The sequence below is a fragment of the Vibrio kasasachensis genome (assembly GCF_050337565.1).
Lineage (GTDB): Bacteria > Pseudomonadota > Gammaproteobacteria > Enterobacterales > Vibrionaceae > Vibrio > Vibrio kasasachensis.
In genome coordinates, this window is sequence record NZ_JAKJTB010000017.1 from 47,606 (window position 1) to 73,211 (window position 25,606).

Here is a 25,606-nt window from a genome sequence, read left to right on the forward strand (position 1 = left end):
GATGAATAATGCAGTATTCGTTAACTCACCAATGTTCGATAAACAAGCAATTGCAGATGCGTTCGGCAAAGCAGCAAGCAGCTATGATGATCATGCGGCATTTCAGCGTGATGTCGGTATGCGTTTGTTGGAGAGGTTGCCTTTAGATTTATCAGGTCAACGGGTTTTAGATTTAGGTTGTGGTACTGGTTACTTTAGTCAGTTATTACTCGAGCGTGGGGCTCATGTCGTTTGTTGTGATTTGTCTCCGGCAATGCTTGAACAAGCTAAAAATCGCTGTGGGGCTGAATTTGCTGAATATCATCAAGGCGATGCGGAATCTTTACCTTTCAAAAATCAAACATTTGATTATGTATTTTCAAGTTTGGCGCTGCAGTGGTGCCAAGATCTTTCACTTCCTATCTCTGAAATGCGCAGAGTGACGCGTGAAGGGGGGGAAGTTTTTTTCTCAACTTTGCTGGATGGTTCACTATCTGAACTCAAGCAAGCTTGGGCAAAAATTGACTCATATCAACACGTCAATGATTTTATAACCTCCAATCAGGTAAAAATTGCGTTAGCGCAAGCCCATTGTAAAAGCCATCACTTAGACTTGGCCACAATATTAGTTTGGTATTCGTCGGCATTTTCATTAATGCGCGATTTGAAAGGTATTGGCGCAAATCATGTTGCAGGTCGATCTCATGGGTTGACTAGCCGCCAATCACTAAAGCGTTTAGAACGTGAGTACCAAAGTTTTGAGCACAATCATCAGGGGCTAGTACCCGCAACATATCAGGTTTGTTTGGGGACAATTAATCTATGATCGATGCATTTTTTATTGCTGGTACGGATACCGATGTAGGAAAAACAGTAGCGTCTAAAGCGATCTTAAACGCTTTAGCAGAAAAAGGCTTGAAAACGATTGGCTATAAGCCAGTGGCGTCTGATAGCGAAAAAACACAACAGGGTATGCGTAATTCAGATGCATTGTATCTGCAAGAAGCGGCGACTGTGGAAGTTGACTACGATGACGTAAACCCTTACGCACTTGAATTAGCAGCATCACCACATATTGCCGCAAAACGCGAAAATGTCGTGATTGATTATGATGTTTTGAGTGACAAACTGGCACAACATAAACAAAATTCAGACATTGTATTGGTTGAAGGTGCAGGTGGATGGCGCGTTCCAGTATCCGATAGCGACTGCTTATCAACTTGGGTTCAGCGTGAGCAGCTCCCTGTTGTTCTTGTGGTTGGTATAAAACTAGGCTGCTTGAGCCATGCATTATTGACTTTAGACGCAATTAAAGCAGACGGTTTGCAATTAGCTGGTTGGGTGGCTAACCGTATCAATCCGGGTACCGAGCACTATGCAGAAATCATTGCAATGTTGGAGCAAAAAATTGATGCTCCGAAAATAGGTGAGATTCCATATGTGCCTAGCGTAAAGCGCAAAGAACTAGCAAAGTACATCGATGTAACGCCACTTGTTGGTTAAAACCTTGTTGGGTATAAAACAGAAGGGCTGCCATTGGCAGCCCTTTTTACAACGTTCAATTCTGGCTATTTCTCGCTATTTAATCCCATGAGAGCGGATTGGGTTTCAATAATACGCTTTTGCATTACTTGTTCGTTTGAGAGCCCTAGTTGCTGCTTGGCTTCTTCTTCAGTTATACCTAAGTGACAACGAAGTAAATCTATTGCCATTTGGTAATTATTATTTTCGACCATGAGCTTATCCTTACCGACGTTATTCTTTTCCTATAGCTAAATCTAGCAGCTTTTTCGCGGCTCACAATTCGACCAAAGTCTAAGCTTGTCTTTTCCGTTGTAGCTTTTATTCTGCTTTCACGAGCGATTTGTTTTCATCAGTGGAAAAACAAATGTATCAATTTGCGTCTAGTGCTTGAGTTTAATGTGATTAGGCTATATCTATGTGCTAGCCTAGAGAATAGCTAAACATAGTCGACTAACGACTAGCATCTATGCAAATAAAGGCATTCATATTTATTGATTTGAATGCCAACAATAAGAAAGCTTTCTGTTTCGGAGAAAAGTAATGAAACGAGTTATGTTATTCCTAGCAACTAACTTAGCCGTAGTACTGGTGTTAAGTGTTGTTCTGAATATTGTTTATGCTGTCACTGGTATGCAGCCTGGTAGCTTGTCGGGTTTACTAGTTATGGCCGCCGTGTTCGGTTTTGGTGGTTCATTTATATCTTTGCTGATGTCAAAGAAGATGGCACTTCGCTCGGTAGGCGGTATGGCTATTGAAAGCCCTCGTAATGAGACAGAGCATTGGTTAATGGAAACGGTACGTCGTCAGTCTCAACAGGCGGGTATTGGTATGCCAACGGTTGCGATTTACGACTCTGCCGATATTAATGCCTTTGCCACTGGTGCTAAGCGTGACGATTCCTTGGTCGCAGTTTCAACGGGTCTTTTACATAATATGACTCGTGATGAAGCGGAAGCCGTGTTAGCACATGAAGTGAGCCATATTGCCAACGGTGACATGGTAACAATGACGCTGATGCAAGGTGTAGTGAATACATTTGTTATCTTCTTGTCTCGTTTCATTGCCAATATTGTTTCATCGAGCAGTAGTGACGAAGAAGGCGAAGGTGGCAGCAATATGATGGTGTATTTCGGTGTGTCTATGGCGCTTGAGCTGGTGTTTGGTTTCCTAGCAAGCTTTATAACCATGTGGTACAGCCGTCATCGTGAGTTTTATGCCGACGCTGGTGCGGCAAAGCTCGTTGGTAAAGAGAAGATGATTGCAGCATTAGAGCGTTTGAAGATGAGCCAAGAATCTCAACTTGAAGGTTCAATGATGGCGTTTGGTATCAACGGTAAACGTTCGATGACGGAACTACTGATGAGCCACCCTCCACTTGATAAGCGTATTGCAGCCCTTCGTAGCGGTTTGTAATAGTACAATTTCATTACTGAACGCCTAATTTAGGACGGGTCAGAGATATTAAAAAGGCTTCCGATTGGAAGCCTTTTCTATACCATTTTACTTTCTATAGCATCAAACTTAGCGGTTAAAGCTTGTCAGTCAGCTCGATTGCTTGACCGATGTAGTTTGCTGGCGTCATTTCTTTTAGACGAGCTTTCTCGTGATCTGGAAGTTCAAGACCATCAATGAAGCTACGCATAGCCTCGCCGTCAATGCGCTTTCCGCGAGTTAACTCTTTTAGCTTCTCGTATGGCTTTTCGATACCGTACCGACGCATTACCGTTTGTACCGGTTCTGCCAGTACTTCCCAGTTTTGATCAAGCTCTTTAAGAAGCGCTTCGCGGTTTACTTCTAGCTTGCTAATGCCTTTCATTGTTGAAGAGTAAGCAATGATCGCATAACCAACACCCACACCAAGGTTACGTAGAACCGTTGAGTCAGTAAGGTCACGCTGCCAGCGAGAAATAGGCAGTTTTTGTGCTAGGTGACCAAATACAGCATTTGCTAAGCCTAGGTTACCTTCTGAGTTTTCAAAGTCGATTGGGTTAACTTTGTGCGGCATGGTAGATGAGCCGATCTCACCTGCAATGGTTCTTTGTTTGAAGTGACCCAGTGCAATGTAACCCCAAACGTCACGATCGAAATCGATTAAGATGGTGTTAAAACGAGCAACCGCATCGAATAGCTCGGCAATGTAATCATGCGGTTCGATTTGAGTTGTGTATGGGTTCCACGTTACACCGAGAGATTCAGTGATGAACTCTTCGCTAAACTTGTGCCAATCTAATTCTGGATAAGCAGATAAGTGTGCGTTGTAGTTGCCAACAGCGCCGTTAACCTTTGCTAGGATTTCTACATTTTCAATTTGCTTGTACTGGCGTTCCATACGGTACGCTACGTTCGCCATTTCTTTACCCATTGTGCTAGGAGAAGCTGGCTGACCGTGTGTACGAGAAAGTAGCGGGATGTCGCGGTACTCGACTGAAAGTGCTTTGATTGCATCAATCAAGTTACGAATTTCAGGAAGAATCACAGTTTCACGCGCTTCTTTCAGCATTAAAGCGTGAGATGTGTTGTTAATATCTTCAGAAGTACAGGCAAAGTGGATGAATTCATTAACAGCATGAAGCTCAGCAATAGTAGCGACTTTCTCTTTTAGGAAATATTCAACGGCTTTTACGTCGTGGTTTGTCGTACGCTCGATCTCTTTGATTCGGCTAGCATCTTCTTCAGAGAAATTGGCTGCTAGGGCATCAAGAAAAGCATTGGCTTCTGCACTGAAAGCGGGCACTTCTGCAATTTCAGCAGTGGCGGCAAGCTTTTGTAGCCAGCGTATTTCAACGATAGTACGGTACTTTAGGAGACCGTACTCACTGAAAATTTCGCGTAACGCAATCGTCTTGCTTCCGTAACGGCCGTCTACTGGTGAAACAGCAGTCAATGCTGACAATTCCATGATCTTCTCCTGAATTGAATTTCTATATTTTGTGAGCTTTATACCAATAACCGTGGCAATTGTCACGAGTATTACGCAAACGTTTGCGTGCGAGTTAAGTAACTCTAAAAAATTAGCTCGCGGCAAGGGGCGCGAGCTACAAGTTGTTACAGTCGAGCGAGTAGGATTTGTGCTTGCTCGACCATTTTTTTACGACCAAAGATTAAGTGGCGGCGTTTACCACCAACTTGGCGCCATAACACGGCACAACGAATACCAGATAGCAATAAAGCACGCACTTTGCTTTGGTTGCTATTTTGCTGCAGTACGCTTGGCGTGCCAGTGACTTGTATTCGAGGACCGATAGGGCTCACTACATCAAGGTAAACACTGGCCAAGTTACTGATCATTTGATCGTCAGTGAGCGAAAAATGCTCGACTTGGCGAGAAAGCATTTGGATGCGGTCACCAAGCTGAGACATAGCGTCGTTTCGGCTACTTAGTTTACGTTCAAGCGCCATTAAACTGATGATATAACGGGTGATTTCACTGCCAGCTGGCGTGCTATCGATGCCTTTAACTAAGCATTCTAACCCAATTTTTAAGTCCGCTTCGCGACCAAATACATCCACAGTGTTACGTGGGTTAGTGTTCAGGATTGCTTTTAATGAGGTTTCAAACGCTTCAGAGTCACAATAACCGTTTTTCGCTGCTTGCTGAACTAAAGCGACAGCTTGGCAGATGCCTGCAAATGCAATGGTGCGGTCATAAAGAGTGTTAGCCACGAAGAGTTACTCCTGATAATACGTCTAATTAAATACGCTGTTCGATGATACCACCGCCAAGACAAATTTCACCTTGGTAGAATACAGCTGATTGCCCTGGAGTCACTGCAACTTGAGGCTCATCGAAGATAACTTTAATAGTGTTGTCATCCATTGGGATGATAGTACACGGAATGTCATTTTGACGGTAACGTGTTTTCACTGAGCATTGTAACGGTTCATGAATTGGTGTGCGATCGACCCAGTGTAATTGTGACGCGATTAACCCATTAGATTTTAAAAGTGGGTGTTCAGCACCTTGAACTGCAATAAGCACATTACGTTTAAGGTCTTTTTCTGCAACGTACCAAGGGTCTTCGTTACCACCGCCGCCTTTTTGACCGCCAATGTGAAGGCCTTTACGTTGACCGAGAGTGTGGTACATCAAACCTTGGTGTTCACCGATAACGATACCTTCAGGAGTCTCAATTTTACCCGGTTGAGCAGGCAAGTACTGAGATAGGAAATCAGTGAATTTACGCTCGCCAATGAAACAGATACCGGTTGAATCTTTCTTTTTCGCCGTGATTAGATCTTGCTCTTCTGCGATACGACGAACTTCTGGTTTCTCGAGATCACCCACCGGGAATAGGCTGCGTGCCACCTGCTCGTGGCTTAGTGTGTATAAGAAGTAACTTTGATCTTTGTTACCGTCTAAACCGCGTAGCATTTGTGGCTTATCACCATTCTCAGGGAATGAACGACGCACATAATGACCCATCGCAATAAAATCGGCATCTAGTACTTCATCAGCGAATTCCAAGAATGCTTTGAATTTGATTTCTTTGTTGCACAGAATATCAGGGTTTGGCGTACGACCTGCTTTGTATTCTTCAAGGAAGTATTCGAATACGTTATCCCAATATTCAGCGGAGAAATTAATCTTGTGTAGGTGGATGCCAAGCTTGTCACATACTGCCTGAGCATCGGCTAAATCTTGCGCCGCAGTACAGTATTCTTCGTTGTCATCTTCTTCCCAGTTCTTCATAAACAGACCTTCAACTTGATAGCCTTGCTGCTTTAGAAGATACGCAGAAACCGATGAATCTACACCGCCAGACATACCAACGATGACTTTCTTTTGACTGTTGTCAGTACAGTTCTCAGACATTACTTAACACCACAAAAATTAACTGGGGGCAGATTCTAACAGAAACCGTCTAACTGGGACAGATCCGAGATCGAAATCACACTTCGAAAAACGTGATTTTTAACAGTTTTATCGGTTAAAACCTGCGTTATTGATTACGACAAGTCTTCTATATATGGCATAGTAGGTGAAATTCAAGCGTTAGTAGCACCTATCTCTGGTTGTTTACTGGCAATATTAGTACTTTATTAGGTAAAAATGCGCATGAGCGAAGAGAATCAAGTTTTTCAAGAATCAGATTTGATTGAAGTTATTGAGAACCAATTGGAAGATGGCAGTCCAATTAAAGTAAAAGAAACCTTAATGCGTTTAATGATGACAGGAACAAGCCGCGAAGATGCGCTGGCAATGATGGCTTGTGCTGTTTCAATTGAGATTTATGATGTAATGAAAAATGAAGCTGAGTTCAACTTAAAACGTTATTCTGAGCATTTAGAGCGTCTACCTGATCTCAGTTTTATGGAAGGTGAGTAGAGTAAACGTTTGCTATAATAACAGATATTGCCGCACTTTTAATGGCGAGGTAGAATCCGCTTTCCTGTCCTCCCTTATTCAGAATCATAGTTATGAAATTTCCTGGTCAACGTAAATCAAAGCACTACTTTCCGGTACATGCGCGTGATCCCCTAGTGAGCCAAGCGCAATCTAGTAAGAGAATGTCACGCACCCATATTATTGGTATTGATCAAACATTGGTGGACATTGAAGCAAAAGTTGGCTCGGAGCTAATTGAAAAATACGGTTTGAGTAAAGGACACTCACTTGTTATTGATGATCAAACGGCAGAAGCTCTTTACAATGAATTGAAAGAGAACACGCTTATTACCAATGAATATGCGGGCGGTACGATCGGTAACACTCTTCATAACTATTCTGTACTAGCGGATGATAGATCGACGCTACTTGGTGTAATGAGCCAAGATATAAAAATTGGTAGCTATGGTTACCGTTATTTATGTAATACGTCTAGTCGTATGGATCTGAACTATTTACAAGGTGTCGAAGGGGCGATTGGTCGCTGCTTCGCACTCATTACAGAAGATGGTGAACGAACTTTTGCTATTAGCGAAGGACAAATGAACCAACTTCGAGCAGATAGCATTCCAGAAAAAATCTTCAAGAATGCATCCGCGTTAGTGTTAACCGCTTATTTAGTACGTTGTAAGCCCGGCGATCCAATGCCAGAAGCAACGATGCGAGCGATTGAATATGCAAAAAAACACCAAGTACCAGTGGTATTAACACTAGGCACTAAATTTGTTATTCAAGATGACCCTAAATTCTGGCAAGACTTCCTACGTGATCACGTTAGCGTTGTTGCAATGAATGAAGATGAAGCGGAAGCATTAACTGGTGAAGCTGATCCTCTAGCTGCATCAAATAAAGCCTTAGACTGGGTTGATTTGGTTCTTTGTACTGCGGGTCCTGTTGGTTTATATATGGCGGGTTACACTGAAGATGAAGCAAAGCGTGAAACCACCTTGCCATTATTACCAGGTTGTATAGCTGAATTTAATCGTTATGAATTTAGTCGACCTGCATCTAAAGCATTATGTGAGAATCCGATTAAAGTTTATTCGCATATTGCGCCATACATGGGTGGTCCTGAGAAAATCAAGAATACCAATGGTGCGGGTGATGCAGCGCTGTCAGCTTTATTACATGATATGGCTGCAAACAAATACCATAAAGAAAATGTACCTAACTCTAGCAAACATGCGTACTGCTTTTTAAACTATTCGTCTTTTTCGCAGGTATGCAAATACTCTAATAGAGCTAGTTATGAAGTATTAGTTCAACACTCTCCACGTTTATCTCGAGGCTTGCCTGAACGTGAAGATAGCTTGGAAGAAGCGTATTGGGAAAGGTAATTAAGAATTACGATACTTTATGTTTAGATAAGTATTAATAAATATAAATTGTAACCAAATAAAAAAGCTCCCGTCTAGGGAGCTTTTTTTATAAATCAAATTTATTTGATCAAGAATTAGATCAGGAACTCTTCCAAAGACTTACCTGAGTCCAATAGCGCTTGGATCGCTGAAGGTGTACGACCTTGACCTGTCCAAGTTTTTTCATCGCCATTTGGATCAATGTATTTGTATTTCGCAGGGCGAGGAGCGCGCTTAGATTTAGTTTTTGTCTTCGTTTCGCCAGCTAGAGCACTAATTAATGCTTCAACGTCAATTCCGTCTTTAGCAATTTGTTCTGCGATTGCGGATAATTTCGCTTCTTGTTCAGCTAAAGCCGCTCGTTCTTCTTCTTCAACGTCTTTACGTTCAGAAACAACCATAGTTAGTTTCTCAAGTGCTTCCTCTAATTGTTCTAGAGTAAGTTCACGAGAAAATGCACGAAGGCTACGAATGTTTAAAAGTGTTTTTGTTAATTCCGACATAAAATCTCACCAAATAATTATAAGCAATAAACCAATATTAATATCGTAATTGGAATAATACAATTCAAATATTGAAAATTAAAATAAAATGACAATAAAAAAAGTGAAATAGACAGATTTTTAAAGCTCACTTCACATTCTATTGCCAATATTATGGGGGAAGTAATAAAACTAGCACGTAAGTATAGTGCTTAGTTTCATAACCGCCAGTCAGTTTATGAAATAACACTAATTTAATGGATTGTTCGCGAACAATACCTTTGCCTTATAAATGATGAGATAAATAAACGTACAAAGTTTCGAAGGACCTTTCGGGTTCTATAATTGAAAGTTTGAGAGAGTTAAAATTACTTCATTGTGGATGTGCAATTATCAAGGATGTTTTTCAGGATTATTGTGAAGGTGATAGATGTGGATGAACGTAATAAAATTCTAGTTAGATGTATTGTAAATATGGTTTTTATAAGTACAATGACCGTTACCTAATGCGCTGCATCGGTTAATGCTATGTTAACAAGTATTGTTTCTAGCTTAATCTTTGGTCAGCGCGGTAGAGGAGCGGAATGAATGAGTAGCATTTATTGGGGTGATACCAATGAATAGATGTGAAAGGTCCTATCCGCCGAAGTGAACTGGTATATCTAAGCCATTCGCTGGGGTTGCACTCGAATAGGGGCAACACTGCCATAGTCTATTATTTGTATAACTATGGAGCGCTACTGTAGGGGTTGGGTGGAGTGTTCACTTCCCTGTCGCTATGTTCAACATACATAGGATAATTGTATCTATGTATCTGCAGTAGATCTCTAACCAATTTATTACTGGTTTCGAAGATCATGAGTTTAATCGATTTTGCATCATCCCCTTTATCACTACTGCCTCCAGTAGTGGCTCTTACGCTTGCGATTGTTACACGTCGCGTGTTGTTATCTCTAGGTACAGGTATTGTGCTTGGGGCAATTCTACTTGCTGATTACTCAGTGGGTAATACTTTAACTTACGTCAAAAATACCGTGTTTGGTGTTTTCATTGAAGATGGATCCATCAACGCTGGCAATATGAGTATCATCGGCTTTCTAGTGCTTTTAGGCATGATGACAGCACTTCTGACATTGTCTGGCGGTACCCGAGCTTTTGCTGACTGGGCTCAATCTCGAGTGAAAAGTAAACGAGGAGCGAAACTACTTGCTGCGTTCCTTGGTGTTTTCATTTTTATTGACGATTACTTTAACAGCCTTGCTGTTGGTGCGATTTCTCGCCCAGTGACTGATCGCTTTTACGTATCACGCGCTAAGCTTGCCTATATTCTAGACTCCACCGCTGCACCTATGTGTGTGATTATGCCAGCGTCAAGCTGGGGTGCGTACATCATGACAATTATCAGCGGCATTCTTGTTTCCCATGGTATTACAGAGTACTCAGCACTCGGCGCATATATGCGTTTGGTACCGATGAACTTCTATGCGATTTTCGCCCTGCTAATGGTCTTTGCGGTTGCATGGTTTGGTTTAACTGTTGGTAAAATGCGTGACCATGAAATTGCGGCTTCTCAAGGTCGTGGATTTGATGAAAATGCAAGTGATGACTTTGAAGAAGCACGTGCTTTAGATGAAGAACTGGATATTCGTGAAAGCGAAAAGGGCAAAGTATCTGATTTGATCTTGCCGATTGTTCTGCTTATCGTTGCCACTGTGACTTCAATGCTTTACACCGGCGGTCAAGCGCTAGCTGAAGTAGGCAAACCATTTGCATTGTTAGGCGCATTTGAAAATACCAATGTTGGTATCTCGCTGATTTACGGTGGCTTGGTTGGTCTGATTGTTGCCTTGTTCACTGTGGCTAAACAGGGCATTGCAGGTGTGGAGATCAGTCGCACATTGTGGATTGGTGCAAAGTCGATGTTTGGCGCGATTTTGATCCTAGTGTTTGCTTGGTCTATTGGTACCGTTATTGGTGATATGAAAACAGGTAGTTACCTATCAACCTTGGCTCAAGGTAATATTGACCCGCAATGGTTGCCTGTCATCCTATTCTTGTTGTCTGGTGTGATGGCGTTTTCAACCGGTAGTTCATGGGGTACTTTTGGTATCATGTTGCCAATTGCTGGTGATATGGCGGGCAATACAGATATCGCATTAATGTTGCCGATGCTAAGTGCCGTGTTAGCGGGTTCGGTATTTGGCGACCACTGCTCACCTATCTCAGATACGACGATTTTGTCGTCAACAGGTGCTCGTTGTAATCATATTGACCATGTAGCAACTCAGTTGCCTTACGCATTGTCAGTTGCACTCGTCTCCTGTGTTGGTTTTATCGTGTTGGGTATGACTGATTCATTAACTATTTCTTTTGGCGCTGCGAGCGTAGCATTTGTGGCGGTGTGTTTTGTGCTGAGCGTGTTTTCGAAAGTGAAAATGACCGATAATAAAGTTGCATAGCTAAAAATGCTTGTTGGATGAAGAAAAACTCCGCTATTTAGCGGAGTTTTGTTATTTAGAGATTGTCACTTTTTAAGGAGAATAATCTCTAGGGAGTGAAGACAGGCTCAGGGCAGTCTTCATAGCTACCTGGCGTTACGGGTAGGGCATTATTATTGTTGAAGCCATCAAGGATATGGGCTACGTTAACGATTAATTCAGCGTTCGATGAATTCCAAGCATCAATTGCTGCGGAAATGATTTGTTCAGCAGTTAGCCAATTTCCCTTGTACTCTATGGTTGCCGTGTTTGACACTCCAGCGGATCCAAATCTATGGCGAGTATTGAGAATAAACGCCAATAGTTGTTGGGCAAGCTGTTCTTTATGTAAGTTAATATCCGCATTACTATTACTATCTATTAGGAACTGAGATATTTCTGATTGCCATGTGCCAACAGACCAAATAGGTTCGCTACCACTAAAAGCTTCAGATACTGGTGTTCCATTTTCAAACTCACCATCAAAAGGCTCATCCCCAGCAGAGAAGTAATTCGATGGCAGTGTGTATGGCGCGAGACTATTAACATAATCTCTATCCGCTACCGTCAATTCTGTGAGACCATTTTTATTATGCCAATAGCCTTTGGTATCAAAATCGACAATCAGTTTACAAATATTGTTAAATACAAATTTGTCGGAGTCGATGTTATCGCTACGTGAATATACTTCACCATCGATAATTGGCAGGTTATTTTGGTCATAGCTTAATACTGAACGGACTGAGAATTTAATCGTGGTTGCGGTTGTTGCTTGCCAGTTAGGTCCGTTTGGCACCTCTTCTTCGATGATATATTGTGCAAGATCGCCTTTTACATTTGGTACTAAGGCTAAGAATTCTACACAGCCATCTTCGCCAGTGGTTTTCTCAACTTTTCTGTTGATTAACTCTCCTAAATTCGGACCGAAAATATCGACTAATTTTGTCCATAAATCAGGCGTGTCTGTTGCATTAATATTGTCAGGTAGTGGGACACTTTCTGGTACGGTTAAGATCATTTTCCAGTTGCTGATAAGAGGATCTGTTTCATCGTAGCCATCTTGCGCAATATCAAAGGCTTTGCACACTTTAATATTCGCGATACCCACTTGACCAAAACTGACTACCAGTACCGGATCAGGGTCGACGCCTTTTGTTCCTTGTTGAACCGTTCCATGCTGAGATGGAATAAATCCATCATCGGTCTGTTCTCCAGAGTTTCTAGCGATTAGTTCGGTCGTCGTTTGTTGTAAGCACGCCAATGGTGAAACAAACTCTCTAAACAAGGCACCATCATTGTGTTGTGGAGCATAATCTCTTAGATCTGCAAAAGTGGTGAAGTGGCTAAATGGCGTATTAAGTGGATTAACGCCATTAAGGTCTGCGAACCACATAAAGCGATCGACCGCCCATGAAAGCGTTTCTTGTTCAAGTACGCTAAAAGTAACAGGGAATTCCTCTGAATCAGTTGTGCGGTAGATATTGCGCATTGCTAGTGGATCTGTCACGCCAAAATCCCAGCTCTCGATGAGTTCGTCACCAAGCGAAGGTGTCAAGTAATTCGGGTCATATTGACAGTTGAGGTTTTTATCATGGAAAGAGCGCAGTGCAATTTCGAAGTCTTGTGGGTTTTCTTTGCCACCCAGTTTGACTTTGAAATTATCTGTTTTTGAAAACCGTGGAATAAAACCAAAGAAGCCGCCACATTGTTCACCAGTGGCTCCGTTGTTAACGCCGCCTTTTGCGTCACAAGCGTCTATAACACTTTGCTCAGTGGCAATCCAAGCTTTGTAAACACCGCCTGAATTTGGCGTATTGGCGAATGGGAAGAGTTGTACCGTTTCACCTTCAGTTAGGTTTCCACTGCCTCCAAGATATTCGCTACCGAGCAAGTGTTGACAAGGCTCCTCTACAGTTACGACACTCCCACGGTATTTAACCGTTGTGGTATAGGTTTGGTTAACGACAGAAATTCGGTCCTCTCCATCAAAATGAATTAGACGACATTCGAGAGGCTCAGCGCTAAAAGTGGTACTGTTTTTTGGTCCCCCTTTTCCTTTTACATCTTCGTAGCACGTACCACCATTGACTCCGGCATCAGGGTCAATACTAGAAAGTAAACATTTACCTGAAGGGTTGGTGACTTGAAAGTAATAAAAACCTTCGGGCAGTGCAGCTGCAGAACCAGGCGCGTTAGGACCGGGACCACCATCAAGGAATACTTCTAGCTTCGACTCGTAGCGAACGTTCTCGTTGACGATTTCTCCGCTAGGGGTAGTAGTAAAAATCGCACCATCAAGCCGAGCGAAAACTGAGGTACTCAATAGTAACGTACTAATGATTGTTGTTGTCATTAGGTATTTGGGTAATGTGATAGAATTCTTTGTGTCCATATTTATTGCCTCTACCTTTAGTGAACTACCCAATATGGCAAAAGATGTGCCGTAACTAACTACCTGAAAATAAAGGAAGATAGGGAACGTTTTATTGAGTAAAAAGGTAAGTGCTTGATGTGCTTGTCGCTATACTGGACAACCTGTAACAGGACACAGTAAACAGTTAGGCTAAGACATTATTGTTAGTAAAGGGGGATTTGATATTTTTTCATTAAACGATAGAGTGTGGTGCGAGAGATGTTTAGCTGACGAGCCACAGCACTCATGTTGTGGTGACTTTTTTCAATCGCATTTTCTACTATCGATTTGGATAAAGAGCACGTTGGTATTCTATTGTTTTGTTCAGGTAATCCTAAATCTTCATCGCTAATCAAGTTTTTTTCACATAATACAACCGCTCGAGTTAGTACGTTTTTTAACTCTCTGACATTCCCAGGCCAATGGTAGCCCAATAGTCTAGCTTCCGCTTGAGGTGAGAACTTATGTGTTTGAGATGCGTGTATTTGCGTTAAGAAAAAATTAGCCAGTTGTAATATGTCGCCATCTCGATCTCTAAGCGGTGGCACGTTTAGCGGTAGTATGTTTAAGCGATAATAGAGATCTTCCCTAAATTTTCCGGATTCAACCTGCTGGATTAGATCAATATGAGAGGCGGCAATAATGCGAGAATCAACATCAGTCTCAGTATCACTGCCTAACGAGAGAATTTTTTTCTGATCGAGAAAGTGTAATAAGCTCACTTGAAGATCTGGAGGCATGTCACTCACTTCATCAAGGAATAAGGTCCCTCTTTCTGCTCGTTTAATAAAACCGGCATGGTTAAAAAGAGCACCAGTAAATGCCCCTCGTTTATGACCAAATAGTTCTGATGCGATTAATCCACTCGGCACTGCACCACAGTTCACTTCAATAAAAGGGTGATGTTTGCGTGAGGAAAGCTGATGAATCAGTCTGGCGCAGATTCCCTTTCCGCTGCCCGTTTCTCCTTGAATCAGCACTTCAGCATCACTCATTGCATACTTCTCTAGTAATACCAAGACGGATTTGATTTGAGGGCTGTTACCAATCAAAAGTTTATCGGTCATTGGGTTGCGAGCATGGAACTTCATAATGGTTTTTCTTATATCAAACAAAAGTTCGGGTTATAGAGGTATTTTAGTCTGATTTTTACAGTACTGACTGATTCATCAATAGGCAGAGGGGCATGAATGTCAATTGTCTTGAATTTGAGAATGTAAATAGCAATTGAACGGCAAGCTAATTTTTATAATAAAATCATTGAATTAAAAATGAAATGTAATGTTTTTTTAAATAGGTGTTGAAAAATGTAAGCAGGTTGGTTAGTGTGGTTATTAATCAGTAAAAAATGAAGAGCTTTAATAAGTATGCGTAATTTAGTAATGAATATTCATCATCACCATCACCCAATGTAGTCTTTCGGGAGATGTACGCATACCCGGGAGCAGGAATCTCCCGGAGGCTTAAGTCAAAGAATTTAAGAATTAACCCTCGGGAGACTAGCATCTTCCGAGGGTTTTTCAGTTTTACGGCATGCAAACGTTATAAAATTCAAATACTTGCACAGGGATATCGCAATGCAAACACAACGCCTAAGAATCGCAATTCAGAAAAAAGGTCGCCTAAGCAAAGAGAGCCAGTTGCTGCTCAAAAAGTGTGGCGTAAAGTTTAATATTATGGGTGAGCGCTTAGTGGTTCATTCACTTAATATGCCGATTGATTTGTTACTCGTTCGTGATGATGATATCCCAGGTTTGATTATGGATGGGGTGGTTGATCTTGGCTTTATTGGTGAAAATGAACTTGAAGAAGTTCGTTTAGACCGCAAAGCATTGCGCGAACCTTGTGAGTTTATACAGCTACGTCGATTAGATTTTGGTGGTTGTCGTCTTTCAATCGCAATTAATAAAGATGAAGAGTACAACGGTCCTCAAGATTTAGCGGGCAAACGAATTGCCACTACTTACCCACAATTGCTTAAAGCTTATATGGATCAGCAGGGCGTTCCATTCTCGACTTGTATGCTAACGGGTTCTGTGGAAGTTGCCCCAAGAGCAGGATTGTCGGATGCGATTGCTGATTTAGTATCGACGGGTGCGACTCTAGAAGCCAACGGATTAAAAGAAGCTGAAGTCATCTTCCGCTCAAAAGCAATGCTTATTCAGCGCCTTGGTGAATTTGATGCAGACAAGCAAGAGCTAATTGAAAAGCTTCTAACTCGCATGCACGGCGTACAGCAAGCGAAAGAGTCTAAATACATTATGCTGCACGCGCCAGTCGACAGACTTGAACAAATCAAAGCATTGCTGCCGGGTGCAGAGGATCCAACAGTACTGCCATTGTCAGCAGAAAAACAGAAAGTGGCAGTGCACCTAGTGAGTACCGAGAATCTTTTTTGGGAAACAATGGAGCAACTAAAGGAACTAGGTGCCAGTTCGATCCTAGTATTGCCAATTGAGAAGATGATGGAGTAAATCATGAGAACAGTTGTTTGGCAGTCACTAAGCGAAGTTCAACAAGATGCTGTTATTGAGCGTCCAGCGATAGTCGAAGGGGCTAATATCACCGCGACAGTGTCTAAAGTTATCGGACAAGTTCGTGAACAGGGTGATACCGCGCTGCTTGAATTGACCGAAAAGTTTGACCGTGTAAAGCCGGAATCGATCCGTGTATCAAAAGCAGACATAGACGCCGCCTCCGGACGTTTGAACGATAAAATGAAGCAAGCACTAGAGCAAGCTTATGCCAATGTTGCTAAGTTCCATAAAGCGCAAAAACCTCAGCCGATCAAAGTTGAGACTCAACCTGGAGTGGTGTGTGAACAAGTGACACGCCCAATCAAAAATGTCGGCTTGTATATTCCAGGTGGCAGCGCACCGTTACCGTCTACGGTATTAATGCTGGGTGTGCCTGCACAAATTGCCGGTTGCCAGAAGGTGGTACTTTGCTCTCCGCCACCCATTGCAGACGAAATACTATATGTCGCCAAGTTATGCAATATAGATGAAGTGTATAACGTTGGTGGTGGGCAGGCGATTGCTGCCATGGCTTACGGTACTGATACCGTGAAGAAAGTAGATAAAATTTTTGGTCCAGGTAACGCTTACGTGACAGAAGCGAAGCGTCAGGTAAGTAATGACTTTCGTGGTGCGGGAATTGATATGCCAGCGGGTCCTTCGGAAGTGTTGGTGATTGCCGATGAGACTGCCGATCCAGATTTTATTGCGGCAGATTTGTTGAGCCAAGCTGAGCATGGACCTGATTCACAAGTTATATTGGTGACGCCATCCCCAATCATCGCAGACCAAGTTGCTGACGCGGTACAGCGTCAACTCAAAGAGTTATCAAGAGCCGATATTGCCGAGAAAGCATTAGCCTCTAGCTTGATTATCATCTCTGAGTCTCTTACTCAAGCGGTGTCAATTTCTAACTATTACGGTCCTGAGCATTTGATTGTTCAAACTAAGAACCCTCGTGAGTTGTTGCCATTGCTTGATAACGCGGGCTCGATATTTTTGGGCGATTGGTCACCAGAATCTGCGGGAGATTACGCATCTGGCACAAACCATGTATTGCCGACTTATGGCTATACCCGTACGTATTCAAGTTTAGGTTTAGCTGATTTTTCGAAGCGGATGACCGTGCAAGAACTATCTGCAGAAGGGCTGCAAATATTGGCTCCAACAGTCATAACAATGGCAGAAGCTGAAGGTCTAGATGCACACAAACGCGCCGTGACAATTCGTGTTGATAAATTGCTTCAACGAGGAGAAGCATGATGGAAAAATTAGCTCGTAAACAGATCCAGCAATTAACACCGTACTTATCTGCACGTCGTATTGGTGGCTGTGGTGATGTATGGCTGAATGCCAATGAGTCCCCATTTGATAACGAATACAAAACTGATTTTACTCGCCTAAATCGTTACAGCGAGTGCCAGCCTAAGCTATTGATTGACGCTTACGCTGCTTATGCGGGCGTCAAGCCAGAGCAAACTCTTACATCACGAGGTGCTGATGAAGGTATCGAACTTTTGGTACGCGCATTCTGTGAACCGGGTGAAGATGCAATACTGTACTGTCCACCAACTTATGGCATGTATGCCATAAGCGCTGAAACGATTGGTGTGGAACGAAAAACCGTGCCACTCACAGAGGATTGGCAACTTGACTTGGCTGGAATTGAACAGAATTTAGATAACGTAAAATTAGTCTTTGTCTGTAGCCCAAACAATCCAACGGGTAATTTGGTTAAACGCGAAGATATTGTCACTTTGCTTGAAATGACCAAAGACCGTGCGATCGTAATTATGGATGAAGCTTATATCGACTTCTGCCCAGAGGCATCAACGGTTGATTTACTTGAACAATATTCCAACCTTGCCATTCTACGTACGCTATCAAAAGCCTTCGCATTGGCCGGCTTACGCTGTGGATTTACGTTAGCCAATGAAGAACTCATTAGTGTGCTGCATAAAGTGATTGCGCCTTATCCTGTGCCGATTCCAGTTGCTGATATTGCTGTCCAAGCTCTGTCACAAGCTGGACTTGCGCGAGCGAAATTCCAAGTGCTTGATCTCAATGCAAACCGTGCTTACCTACAAGTCGGGCTATCAATGATTCCGGGCGTCGAAGTGTTTGAAGGCTGGGGTAATTATTTATTAGTGAAATTCCCTGAAGGGGATGCGGTGTTTAAAGCGGCGTGGGATAGCGGAATTATTCTGCGTAACTCACCGATAGAAAGTTGCGTTCGTATTAGTGTTGGAAATCGAGACGAGTGCGAAAAAACCGTCGGCTTTATTCGCAATTATTACGCATAAATTGTTTGAAATTAGTACAGATAATGTGCTCTGGCGTCAGGCGAGAGCGCTTAAATTAAATAAGGATGTTAAATGAACAAGCAGCAAAAAATCTTGTTTATCGACCGTGACGGTACCTTAATCGTTGAACCGCCAATTGATTTCCAAGTGGACCGCCTTGATAAGCTGAAGCTGGAGCCTTTTGTTATTCCTAGCCTCCTAGCGTTACAAGACGCAGGCTATCGTTTAGTAATGGTAACCAATCAAGATGGCTTAGGCACAGACAGTTACCCCCAAGCTGATTTCGATGCTCCACAGAATATGATGATGGAGATATTTGAATCCCAAGGCGTGAAGTTTGACGATGTATTGATTTGTCCGCATTTCGAAGAAGACAATTGTTCATGCCGTAAGCCTAAACTGGGTATGGTTAAAGAGTACCTGCAAAACGGTAAGGTAGATTTTCAACATTCAATTGTGATTGGTGACCGAGCAACGGATCTTCAATTGGCTGAAAATATGGCGATTCGCGGCATTCAGTATCACCCAGAAAATATGGGCTGGCTTCAGATCCTCAAAGATCTCACGGTAAAAGCGCGTGTGGCGGAAGTCGTTCGTACCACCAAAGAAACAGATATCAGAGTGAAGGTCAATCTTGATGATCAAGGCGACAATCAAATCTCCACTGGGCTTGGCTTCTTTGACCACATGCTAGATCAAATCGCCACTCACGGTGGATTCCAAATGATTTGCCAAGTGGAGGGTGATCTACACATCGACGATCACCACACAATTGAAGATACCGCACTGGCTTTAGGGCAAGCATTAAAAGATGCTTTAGGTGATAAGCGTGGTATTGGTCGTTTTGGATTTAGCTTACCTATGGATGAATGTTTAGCGCAATGTGCGTTAGATTTATCTGGTCGCCCATACCTGAAATTTGATGCTCAGTTTAGCCGCGATCAAGTAGGGGATTTGTCCACTGAAATGGTGGTGCATTTCTTCCGCTCCCTAACGGATACCTTAGCATGTACGCTGCACCTTTCTTCATCAGGCGACAACGATCACCACATTATTGAGAGCCTGTTTAAAGCGTTTGGACGTACACTGCGCCAAGCGATTAAAGTCGAAGGCAATGAATTACCAAGCAGCAAAGGCGTGCTGTAGGAGGGATTATGAGCAAACAAAAAGTTGTCATTATTGATACCGGTTGTGCCAATGTCTCTTCGGTAAGGTTTGCGATAGAGCGTCTAGATCATGAAGTGACGATATCTAAAGATCCTGCGGTGGTATTAGCGGCAGATAAGCTCTTTCTACCCGGCGTTGGTACGGCAAGCGAGGCGATGAAAAACCTCCAAGAGCGCGATTTGATTGAACTGGTAAAGCAAGTTGAAAAACCATTGCTCGGTATTTGTCTCGGCATGCAATTGCTGGGAAAATTCTCGGAAGAGAAAGGGCAAAAAGCGACAGAGCAAGTCGAGTGTTTGGGATTATGCGATGGTGAAGTGAAGCTAATGGATACGGGAGAATTGCCCCTGCCTCACATGGGTTGGAATACTGTCAAATCAGTGCCTGAACATCCCTTATTCAAAGGGATAGAAGAGGGCGAGTATTTTTACTTTGTGCATAGTTTTGCGATGCCTGTGGGAGGGTACACCATTGCAGAATGTGATTACGGACAACCATTTACCGCCGCTGTCCAAAGTGGCAATTATTATGGTGTTCAATTTCACCCTGAGCGCTCAAGCGCTGCAGGATCCAAACTTATCGAGAATTTTTTGAACTTGTAAAGGGAATTACACGTGATCATTCCAGCTCTAGATTTAATTGAAGGACAGGTAGTTCGTCTTTACCAAGGAGACTACGGTCAAGTAACAGAATACAAGGTCGATCCGGCCGAGCAATTTAATCTTTATCATCAAGCGGGTGCCAATTGGCTCCACCTTGTCGATCTTACTGGTGCCAAAGACACAACAGCGCGACAGTTGGAGCTTATTGCAAAGCTACTCGCAAGCACCCCGGCCAAGATTCAAATTGGTGGCGGTGTTCGCAATGAGCAAGATGTGGTGGATTTACTAGAGGCCGGTGCACAGCGTGTCGTTGTCGGCTCTACAGCCGTTAAGCAACCTGCGTTAGTCAAAGGTTGGATGGAGAAGTACGGTGCTGAAAAAATCGTACTGGCTTTAGACATAAACATCGATTCTTCAGGCACTCGTAAAGTGGCAATCTCAGGTTGGCAGGAAGATTCAGGCGTAACCATAGAAGCATTAATTGACGATTACCTTACCGTTGGTCTTCAGCACGTGCTGTGTACTGATATCTCACGAGATGGCACCTTAGCCGGTTCAAACGTCGAACTGTATGTTGATTTATGCAAACAGTATCCACAGGTGAATTTCCAATCTTCGGGCGGTATTGGCAACCTTGCTGATATTGAAGCGCTCAAAGATACTGGGGTTGCTGGCGTTATCGTGGGTCGCGCACTGTTAGATGGTAAATTTACTGCGAAGGAGGCATTTGCATGTTGGCAAAGCGAATAATCCCATGTCTTGATGTACGAGATGGACAAGTGGTGAAAGGTGTACAATTTCGCAATCATGAAGTTATCGGTGACATCGTTCCCCTAGCAAAACGTTATGCAGAAGAAGGCGCAGATGAGCTGGTGTTTTATGATATTACCGCCTCAAGTGATGGGCGAGTAGTCGACAAAAGCTGGGTTAAGCGTGTTGCTGAAGTGATTGACATTCCGTTCTGTGTTGCTGGTGGTATCAAGTCAGCAGAAGACGCAGCGCGTATTTTAGAATTTGGAGCGGATAAAGTCTCAATAAACTCACCAGCATTAGCGAACCCAGAATTGATCACCGATCTCGCGGACAAGTTTGGTGTGCAATGTATTGTGGTTGGTATCGACTCATATTACGACAAAGAGACAGGTCAATATCAGGTTTATCAATTTACGGGTGATGAAGCTCGCACTAAAGCCACTCAATGGCAAACTCGTGATTGGGTGCAAGAAGTTCAAAAGCGTGGTGCTGGTGAAATCGTACTAAACATGATGAACCAAGATGGCGTGCGCAACGGTTATGATATAGAGCAGCTCAATATGGTGCGTGCAGTGTGTAAAGTTCCCCTTATTGCCTCAGGCGGTGCGGGTGCAATGGAACATTTTGTTGAAGCATTCCAAAAAGCGAATGTGGATGGCGCGTTAGCTGCCTCTGTTTTCCACAAACAAGTGATCAATATTGGCGAGTTGAAGCAGTATTTAATCGCACAAGGCGTCGAAGCTCGACCAGTAGAGGTGAAGTTATGAGTTTTCAAGTGAGTGAGCTAGCCGCGCTGAATGAGCGTATAGACTGGCAGAAAGTCGATGGTCTTTTACCTGTGATTGTTCAAGATTTTTTATCTAGCCAAGTTCTCATGATGGGCTACATGAACCAAGATGCGCTAGTCAAAACAGGTGAAACTGGTCACGTGACTTTTTTTTCTCGTACTAAGCAGCGTCTTTGGACTAAAGGTGAGAGCTCTGGAAATGTGCTCAATCTAGTTAATGCTTCATTAGATTGTGACAACGATACTTTACTGGTCAAAGTGACTCCGGTTGGGCCTACTTGTCATACAGGCACAACAACGTGCTGGGATGCGGATAAACAAGAAGAATCCCAGTTAGTGTGGCTTCATCAACTTGAACAGTTACTTGCTGATCGTAAAAATGCCGATCCTGACTCCTCTTATACCGCTAGCCTTTATGCACGTGGCACCAAACGTATTTCGCAGAAGGTGGGCGAAGAAGGGGTTGAAGTCGCGCTTGCGGCGACGTCGGGTGATAAGGCGGAGTTAGTGTGTGAATCTGCGGATCTCATCTATCACTTGTTTGTGTTGCTACAAGATCAAGGCTTGTCGTTTAATGATGTGATTAACAAGCTTAAAGAGCGTCACAAATAGAATCGCACAACCAGAAAACGAATAGCCGAAATTAAAAAGCCGCAACGAATAGTTGCGGTTTTTTTTATTCAGGTTCACATTTCAAATAAGAAGTAGTAGCCATAGCCAACAATGAGCGCCGGAACGGCTGAATAAATGGTTGCGACAAGGGCTGCTCTAGGAGCGAGGGCGATGGCAGGGAACAAAGCATCACCGTCGTTAGAAATCGAATTAGCCAATTGTGCCGATAGTGGGGCAGCGCCAGAGATGTAAAGGCTAGTAACCAAAATCTGCGGACCGCAACCAGGTAACATCCCTACGGCAAGTCCCATCAGAGGCATATAGGCGCCCCAGCCGGTAAAAACGGTGGGCAAATCGATATGACCGAAATAAGTAATCAGTTCAAATGCCATGAAAGCGACGATAACCCAAGCGGTGACAAAGTTCGTGTCTTGCGCTGCTTTTTGTATTGGGTGTGAAGCAATATTTTTTCGGTCTTCGGAAACGGTTGACTCGTAATCCTTGATTTCTTTGGTCATTGACCAAAGCAACATGCTGGTAATAATGAGTATTGTTCCAATCCACTCAATACTCATTGGGGAAATATGTAGCAATTGGTTAATGTCGACTTGGAACGACCCGAGACCAGCAATGATAGTGGCAGGTATTAAAAGCCATTTCCAAAAAGCGCCTTGAATATTGATGGCTTTTTGTTCAGTTGATGTATGAGTATGGTTGGTTTTACAACACTCGAGAGAAAGCGCTTCTTTAAGCGCGGGGCGTAAGAAATCGTCGTTATGAATAGCGTTTATAATCAAGCCCGAAAGACAACCGACAACAACCCCGACGCCAACGACAAATACGCCAATATCTGGTTTACTCGCAAGCAATAGGAAAGCCGCGTCGCCCATTGTAGCGGTTAAAACCGCAACCACTGCACCAAAGCCAACTCTACCACCAACAAACTGTGTAGTAACAATAATAGCACCGCCACAGCCAGGTAAAGCGCCTAATAGAGCGGCAAAAATTACCTGATAAGTGCGAGATTGATTATAGAGGTTAACGATTTTGTTATCTTTATTAATAAAGATAGAGACATAGTGATAGATCGCTAAAGTGAATGCTACGTAACAAGATACCGCCCAAAATGCATCGGAAAGGGTATTTACAGTGACGTTCTGAGTAATATCAGAAGCAACAAGAGCAATCAGGATTACTGGAATTAGCATTCGTTTGTAAGCAAGATGAAACTGATTGAATGAAAGCGAGCTCAAAATCTTAGTAGAAATAGAAGGGGTCATAGTTGCATCCCAATGGTAACGATTCTCATTAGCACTATATGCAAATGAGAATTATTTGCAACAAAAAAATACACTTAGGCTTTTCTTTTTGAAAGCCAGAAGCTGAAAGCCATGACAAATTGTAAAAATCAGGTAAAGTATCCGCTTTCATGAACAAATAGCCTGATCTCACCAGCAAAGTGCGCAAGCACAGGTGTGCTTCTACAGGCAAGCAATAAGAGTTGAATAGGAAGAGCAATGATTCTAGTTGTAGGTCACAAGAACCCTGATAGTGATAGTATCTGTAGTGCAATCGTAGCAACTGAGCTACTAACAGCACGCGGCGTTGAAGCAATGCCAATTCGCCAAGGTGAAATCAATCGTGAAACTCAGCACATTCTTGAAGTCGCTGGTGCCGAATCGCCAGTACTACGTACTTCTGTCGCGGGTGAGCAAATTTGGTTAGTTGATTACTCAGATCTAGCACAAGCACCAGATGATGTGGCTGAAGCAGAAATTCTAGGTATTGTTGATCACCACCGTCTAGGTGATGTGATGACAGTAAACCCAATGGAAGCTTGGATCTGGCCTGTTGGTTGTACAAACACAGTACTGTTCAATATGTTCAAAATTGAAGGTCACGAGATCAAGCCTCAGATCGCTAAACTTATGATGTCTGCAATTCTTTCAGACACCGTCGGTTTTGCATCTCCAACTTGTACTCAAAAAGATAAAGATGCAGTGACAGAGCTTGCGACAATTGCTGATGTAGCAGATGTTGATGCATTCATTAAAGATCTACTGATCGCGAAAACAGACATAGAAGGTCTTTCTGCAGCTGAATTGGTAGAAAAAGATCTTAAAGGCTATCCTTTTAACGGTCGTGACGTAGTGGTTGGTCAAGTTGAACTGGCTACTTTAGATCAAGTTGATGGCATGATCGAAGCGCTAGAAGCCGATCTAGAGCGTCGTTGTAGTGAAGAGTCACTCGCATTTGCCGCTGTAATGTTAACTGATATCACCACGGCTCAAACTCGTCTTCTTTACAAAGGTGAGTGGGCTGAGAAGCTAGTTAAGCATGAAATCGATGGCACGCTTATGATGGAAAACACGCTAAGCCGTAAGAAACAAGGCTGGCCGTGGCTACAAGCAGAGCTTGTTTAATTGCTCAATTGTTTAAGTAATAAAAACCCATCTTTCGGATGGGTTTTTTATTACTCCAACATTTTACGTAGCGGTGCCCCGCGAGCAAGACTAACCGCATTATCTAATACCCCCTCGCGTTGATAGCGCAGAATCAACTTGTCCAATAGTGGTATCACTTGTTGGCGTTTCATCCCACTAACCAATTCCGGCTCATAAAGCAGTTTTAGTAATATAACATCGAGTGGTGAGAGTAAGTCATCAGGAGTCTGGTCATTAAAAACTGACGGGTAGGCGAGTTCAGAGTCGTTAGGCAACCCAAGTACTTGTGTAATTTCTTCTACCACGCAAGCGAGTAACTTTCCGTGCGTTCGACTTTGATCAACAGGAATGATGATACTTGCTCGAACGATTTGCTGATCGATTGGAGAGAGGTCGTAGCCAGCTTTGCAAATAGCTCCGTGAATGTTTTTTAGTGCGTGTTTGCCGATTTCTTGTTGAATATCTTGCCGCCATAGTGACTCTCGCGTGAACAGCCAAATAACATTGGCATCCTGCCTTGAATCAACACGATAAATCGGATGCTCTATAATTTGTTGCAGATGAGTGATATGCGCATCGACCAATTGATCATGCAGGTCGCTATCTCCCACTTTATGTTCCACCCATATCTTTACAGGTTGCCGCCATTTCACCAGCGGTTTATCACCCTGCGAGTACTCATTTTTAAGCGCGACCTCCAAAAAGGCACGCTGAATAAAGATTGGATCGAGCCAAGTATACTCGGTGGCATTGGCGCTTAACGAGCAAAAAACGGTGAATATAAGACAGGCGATCCTTGCCAT

At 43.0% G+C, this 25,606-nt stretch carries 24 protein-coding genes, 1 riboswitch and 1 other annotated feature; of the genes, 15 read left to right on the forward strand and 9 right to left on the reverse strand.

Annotated elements, in window-relative coordinates:
• The first annotated feature begins 1 nt into the window (after nucleotide 1).
• Both bioC and bioD read left to right on the forward strand, forming a co-directional pair.
• Complete coding sequence (bioC, locus tag L4C38_RS14470; protein WP_428798268.1) at nucleotides 2-805, forward strand: malonyl-ACP O-methyltransferase BioC; 804 nt, start codon at nucleotides 2-4, stop codon at nucleotides 803-805.
• The gene (gene bioD, locus L4C38_RS14475) at nucleotides 802-1,482 is read left to right on the forward strand and encodes a dethiobiotin synthase (RefSeq protein WP_428798269.1); all 681 of its coding nucleotides are present in this window, start codon (nucleotides 802-804) and stop codon (nucleotides 1,480-1,482) included. The genes bioC and bioD overlap by 4 nt, the downstream gene beginning before the upstream one ends.
• 65 nt (nucleotides 1,483-1,547) lie before the next feature.
• On the opposite strand, the gene L4C38_RS14480 is transcribed toward bioD, so the two are convergent.
• A complete protein-coding gene (locus L4C38_RS14480) occupies nucleotides 1,548-1,715 on the reverse strand; it encodes a hypothetical protein (RefSeq protein ID WP_428798270.1) in 168 nt (55 codons plus the stop codon).
• A 328-nt stretch (nucleotides 1,716-2,043) separates the two neighbouring features.
• Between L4C38_RS14480 and htpX the strand changes: the two genes are divergently transcribed.
• A complete protein-coding gene (htpX, locus tag L4C38_RS14485) occupies nucleotides 2,044-2,916 on the forward strand; it encodes a protease HtpX (RefSeq protein WP_428798271.1) in 873 nt (290 codons plus the stop codon).
• 115 nt (nucleotides 2,917-3,031) lie between these two features.
• Here the strand turns inward: htpX and purB are convergent, their stop codons facing one another.
• The 3 genes from purB to mnmA all read right to left on the reverse strand — a co-directional run bounded on the left by purB (nucleotide 3,032) and on the right by mnmA (nucleotide 6,316).
• Nucleotides 3,032-4,402 (reverse strand): adenylosuccinate lyase, encoded by a 1,371-nt coding sequence (gene purB / locus L4C38_RS14490; protein WP_428798272.1) that lies wholly within the window; start codon nucleotides 4,400-4,402, stop codon nucleotides 3,032-3,034.
• A 146-nt stretch (nucleotides 4,403-4,548) separates the two neighbouring features.
• A complete protein-coding gene (gene hflD / locus L4C38_RS14495) occupies nucleotides 4,549-5,166 on the reverse strand; it encodes a high frequency lysogenization protein HflD (protein ID WP_428798273.1) in 618 nt (205 codons plus the stop codon).
• A gap of 28 nt (nucleotides 5,167-5,194) precedes the next feature.
• The gene (mnmA, locus tag L4C38_RS14500; protein ID WP_428798274.1) at nucleotides 5,195-6,316 is read right to left on the reverse strand and encodes a tRNA 2-thiouridine(34) synthase MnmA; all 1,122 of its coding nucleotides are present in this window, start codon (nucleotides 6,314-6,316) and stop codon (nucleotides 5,195-5,197) included.
• 243 nt (nucleotides 6,317-6,559) lie between these two features.
• On the opposite strand from mnmA, the gene L4C38_RS14505 reads away from it, so the two are divergent.
• Both L4C38_RS14505 and L4C38_RS14510 read left to right on the forward strand, forming a co-directional pair.
• Nucleotides 6,560-6,829 carry a hypothetical protein gene (locus L4C38_RS14505; protein ID WP_428798275.1) on the forward strand — a complete coding sequence of 90 codons (270 nt, stop codon included), beginning with the start codon at nucleotides 6,560-6,562 and terminating at the stop codon, nucleotides 6,827-6,829.
• Between the two features lie 92 nt (nucleotides 6,830-6,921).
• Nucleotides 6,922-8,226: an inosine/guanosine kinase gene (locus L4C38_RS14510; RefSeq protein WP_428798276.1), complete on the forward strand. Its 1,305-nt coding sequence runs from the start codon at nucleotides 6,922-6,924 to the stop codon at nucleotides 8,224-8,226.
• A gap of 116 nt (nucleotides 8,227-8,342) precedes the next feature.
• Here the strand turns inward: L4C38_RS14510 and L4C38_RS14515 are convergent, their stop codons facing one another.
• Nucleotides 8,343-8,750, reverse strand: a complete 408-nt coding sequence (locus L4C38_RS14515) for an H-NS family histone-like protein (protein WP_428798277.1) — start codon at nucleotides 8,748-8,750, stop codon at nucleotides 8,343-8,345.
• A gap of 543 nt (nucleotides 8,751-9,293) precedes the next feature.
• A riboswitch (Lysine riboswitch) is annotated at nucleotides 9,294-9,477 on the forward strand.
• 109 nt (nucleotides 9,478-9,586) lie between these two features.
• On the opposite strand from L4C38_RS14515, the gene L4C38_RS14520 reads away from it, so the two are divergent.
• Entirely contained in the window at nucleotides 9,587-11,188 is a 1,602-nt protein-coding gene (locus tag L4C38_RS14520; RefSeq protein ID WP_428798278.1) for a Na+/H+ antiporter NhaC family protein, read from the forward strand.
• An 88-nt stretch (nucleotides 11,189-11,276) separates the two neighbouring features.
• On the opposite strand, the gene L4C38_RS14525 is transcribed toward L4C38_RS14520, so the two are convergent.
• Nucleotides 11,277-13,598, reverse strand: coding sequence for a hypothetical protein (locus L4C38_RS14525; RefSeq protein ID WP_428798279.1), 2,322 nt, complete (start codon nucleotides 13,596-13,598; stop codon nucleotides 11,277-11,279).
• A 185-nt stretch (nucleotides 13,599-13,783) separates the two neighbouring features.
• Complete coding sequence (locus L4C38_RS14530) at nucleotides 13,784-14,710, reverse strand: sigma-54 interaction domain-containing protein (protein ID WP_428798280.1); 927 nt, start codon at nucleotides 14,708-14,710, stop codon at nucleotides 13,784-13,786.
• A 299-nt stretch (nucleotides 14,711-15,009) separates the two neighbouring features.
• Nucleotides 15,010-15,144 (forward strand) — a sequence feature (His leader region).
• Between the two features lie 52 nt (nucleotides 15,145-15,196).
• Between L4C38_RS14530 and hisG the strand changes: the two genes are divergently transcribed.
• The 8 genes from hisG to hisIE all read left to right on the forward strand — a co-directional run bounded on the left by hisG (nucleotide 15,197) and on the right by hisIE (nucleotide 22,359).
• Nucleotides 15,197-16,093, forward strand: coding sequence for an ATP phosphoribosyltransferase (hisG, locus tag L4C38_RS14535; protein ID WP_428798281.1), 897 nt, complete (start codon nucleotides 15,197-15,199; stop codon nucleotides 16,091-16,093).
• Nucleotides 16,094-16,096: 3 nt separating this feature from the next.
• Entirely contained in the window at nucleotides 16,097-17,398 is a 1,302-nt protein-coding gene (hisD, locus tag L4C38_RS14540; protein WP_428798282.1) for a histidinol dehydrogenase, read from the forward strand.
• Nucleotides 17,398-18,438 (forward strand): histidinol-phosphate transaminase, encoded by a 1,041-nt coding sequence (gene hisC / locus L4C38_RS14545; protein ID WP_428798362.1) that lies wholly within the window; start codon nucleotides 17,398-17,400, stop codon nucleotides 18,436-18,438. Before hisD ends, hisC begins: the two co-directional genes overlap by 1 nt.
• A 72-nt stretch (nucleotides 18,439-18,510) precedes the next feature.
• A complete protein-coding gene (hisB, locus tag L4C38_RS14550; protein WP_428798283.1) occupies nucleotides 18,511-19,584 on the forward strand; it encodes a bifunctional histidinol-phosphatase/imidazoleglycerol-phosphate dehydratase HisB in 1,074 nt (357 codons plus the stop codon).
• An 8-nt stretch (nucleotides 19,585-19,592) separates the two neighbouring features.
• Complete coding sequence (gene hisH, locus L4C38_RS14555) at nucleotides 19,593-20,207, forward strand: imidazole glycerol phosphate synthase subunit HisH (RefSeq protein WP_428798284.1); 615 nt, start codon at nucleotides 19,593-19,595, stop codon at nucleotides 20,205-20,207.
• Nucleotides 20,208-20,219: 12 nt separating this feature from the next.
• On the forward strand, nucleotides 20,220-20,957 hold the full coding sequence (gene hisA, locus L4C38_RS14560; protein WP_428798285.1) for a 1-(5-phosphoribosyl)-5-[(5-phosphoribosylamino)methylideneamino]imidazole-4-carboxamide isomerase: 738 nt from the start codon (nucleotides 20,220-20,222) through the stop codon (nucleotides 20,955-20,957).
• Nucleotides 20,939-21,727 carry an imidazole glycerol phosphate synthase subunit HisF gene (gene hisF / locus L4C38_RS14565; protein WP_428798286.1) on the forward strand — a complete coding sequence of 263 codons (789 nt, stop codon included), beginning with the start codon at nucleotides 20,939-20,941 and terminating at the stop codon, nucleotides 21,725-21,727. The genes hisA and hisF overlap by 19 nt, the downstream gene beginning before the upstream one ends.
• On the forward strand, nucleotides 21,724-22,359 hold the full coding sequence (gene hisIE, locus L4C38_RS14570) for a bifunctional phosphoribosyl-AMP cyclohydrolase/phosphoribosyl-ATP diphosphatase HisIE (protein ID WP_428798287.1): 636 nt from the start codon (nucleotides 21,724-21,726) through the stop codon (nucleotides 22,357-22,359). Before hisF ends, hisIE begins: the two co-directional genes overlap by 4 nt.
• Before the next feature lie 74 nt (nucleotides 22,360-22,433).
• Here hisIE and L4C38_RS14575 read toward each other — a convergent pair whose 3' ends face one another.
• Nucleotides 22,434-23,639 (reverse strand): putative manganese transporter, encoded by a 1,206-nt coding sequence (locus tag L4C38_RS14575; protein ID WP_428798288.1) that lies wholly within the window; start codon nucleotides 23,637-23,639, stop codon nucleotides 22,434-22,436.
• 237 nt (nucleotides 23,640-23,876) lie between these two features.
• Here L4C38_RS14575 and L4C38_RS14580 point away from each other — a divergent pair, with 237 nt between their 5' ends.
• Nucleotides 23,877-24,782 (forward strand): manganese-dependent inorganic pyrophosphatase, encoded by a 906-nt coding sequence (locus L4C38_RS14580; protein WP_428798289.1) that lies wholly within the window; start codon nucleotides 23,877-23,879, stop codon nucleotides 24,780-24,782.
• Between the two features lie 50 nt (nucleotides 24,783-24,832).
• Here the strand turns inward: L4C38_RS14580 and L4C38_RS14585 are convergent, their stop codons facing one another.
• The gene (locus tag L4C38_RS14585) at nucleotides 24,833-25,606 is read right to left on the reverse strand and encodes a DUF2927 domain-containing protein (protein WP_428798290.1); all 774 of its coding nucleotides are present in this window, start codon (nucleotides 25,604-25,606) and stop codon (nucleotides 24,833-24,835) included.